At 57.7% G+C, this 1,908-nt stretch carries 1 protein-coding gene and 1 pseudogene; both read left to right on the forward strand.

The window, feature by feature from the left end; translation table 11 throughout:
- Positions 1-462 (forward strand): annotated as a pseudogene (locus ALO64_RS03605) (SDR family oxidoreductase); the annotation flags it as partial.
- 123 nt (positions 463-585) lie between these two features.
- A complete protein-coding gene (locus ALO64_RS03610) occupies positions 586-1,407 on the forward strand; it encodes a DeoR/GlpR family DNA-binding transcription regulator (RefSeq protein WP_002555713.1) in 822 nt (273 codons plus the stop codon).
- The last annotated feature ends 501 nt before the right edge of the window (positions 1,408-1,908 follow it).

Consider the following 1,908-nt stretch of genomic DNA (forward strand, 5'->3'; position numbering starts at 1 on the left):
AAACCCGGGGCGGTTCAACGTCGCGGGCACCCTGTTCACTTTGCAGGCAGCAGCCAGGCAAATGATTGACCAAGGGCACGGCGGCAAGATCATCAACATGGCCAGCCAGCCAGCCAGGCGGGTCGGCGTGGCGAGGCGCTGGTGGCGGTGTACTGCGCGACCAAGGCCGCGGTAATCAGCCTGACCCAGTCGGCCGGGCTGGACCTTATCAGGCACGGTATCAACGCCATCGCACCGGGCGTGGTCGATGGCGAACACTGGGATGGCGTGGATGCGATGTTCGCCCGCTATGAAAACCGTCCGTTGGGCGAGAAGAAGAAGCTGGTCGGCGAGCAGGTGCCATACGGGCGCATGGGCACGGCGGATGACCTGACCGGCATGGCGATTTTCCTTGCGTCGCCGGACAGTGAATACGTGGTCGCGCAGACCTATAACGTCGATGGTGGCAACTGGCTGAACTGAGGTGTGTCGGCTTCAAAGATGAGTAAGTCCGTGCAAAAAGGCCCGTCGCTGCTTCCATTGCCGGAGCGATTGGCTAAGATGCGCGGACCGCCTGTTGTCTTGGCGGCTCATCAAGGAGCACGAATGTCCACTGAAGAGGAGATCGCCATTTCCGGCGGTACACCTATGATCCCCGATCAGCGCCGGGAGCTGATGCTGCGTCAATTGCGCAAGCATCAGGTACTCAGCGTTCATCAGTTGATGGAGATGTTCGACTGCTCGCACATGACCATCCGCCGCGATATCGCCCAGCTGGAACAGGAAGGCCGGGCCTATTCAGTCACAGGTGGCGTGCGTATCGCCAGCCAGGTGCACAGCGAGCCCAGCCATCAGTCCAAGGCGGTTATAGAGCTGCCGCACAAACAGGGCATGGCGAGGCTCGCGGCGGGTTTGCTGCACCCGGACATGACGATCTATCTGGACGCAGGCACCAGCACACTCGAAATCGTCCCGCATATCATCGCGCTGTCAGGCATGACTGTGGTCACCAATGATTTCGGCGTAGTCAACGCGCTGGCCGACGCTGCGCATGTGGATGTGATTCACACCGGCGGGCTGCTCGATCACCCGAACCGCTCCAGCGTAGGCGGGCTGGCGGCAGCGACGTTGCGGCAACTGGCGACCGATGTGGCCTTCATGTCGACCAGTTCGTGGGACCTGCAACGCGGCACGACTACACCGTCGGCGCTGAAAGTCGAGGTCAAACAGGCCGCCATGCAGTCAGCCTCGCAAACCGTATTAGTCGCGACCAGCTCGAAATACGGCACCTTCGGCATGTACAAGGTGGCCGGGCTCGAGCAGTTCGACACCATCATCACCGATGCCGCGCTTGCTGAAGCCGCAGCGGATGGTATCCGCAAGCAACGTATCGAATTGTTGCTGGCACCGGTGGGTGGCAAGCGCTAATGTGGTGTTTTTGAAACACCGCACTAGCGCTTTCATACCGAACTTTCGCCATGACCAAGAACCATTAATCGCCGCAGACGCGCCTCGCGCATTATAAAACCACCCTTCAAACCAGCCGCTTCTGAAAAAATAAGCGCTTATGGGTTGGAGGGAAGTTATTGAGATGCACAAACTCAGTGGCGCCATTTCGCTTATAGAGCGACGTTGCCTGGAAGTCAAAGGTTCAAAGGGAGCCATTGGTATAAGTTGCCCAGACACCAGAGCCCAGGCATGCTTGAAAAATTCATTTTTTAAGGGTGCCGCTTCAATCCTCATAAAAATAGCAATGCCGGGCAGGCAGCTCTTTAGCCAGCAAACGTATCCCTGCGGGCACTCAATCTGTCAGCGAAGTGGCCCGTTGAGTTGTTTTAACAAGGTATAGCGACTGGTTAATTCACCACAATAGTGAGGGAGTAGCGCAATCAATACGTACCCGCACCGTAAGTGGGAGTATCAGTTTTT

Origin of the sequence: Pseudomonas meliae, assembly GCF_001400515.1 — a bacterium.
Classification (GTDB): Bacteria; Pseudomonadota; Gammaproteobacteria; order Pseudomonadales; family Pseudomonadaceae; genus Aquipseudomonas; species Aquipseudomonas amygdali.

Coding starts and splice junctions, on each gene's coding strand:
- ALO64_RS03610 (WP_002555713.1), top strand. CDS start 586: ATGTCCACTGAAGAGGAGATCGCCATTTCCGGCGGTACACCTATGATC.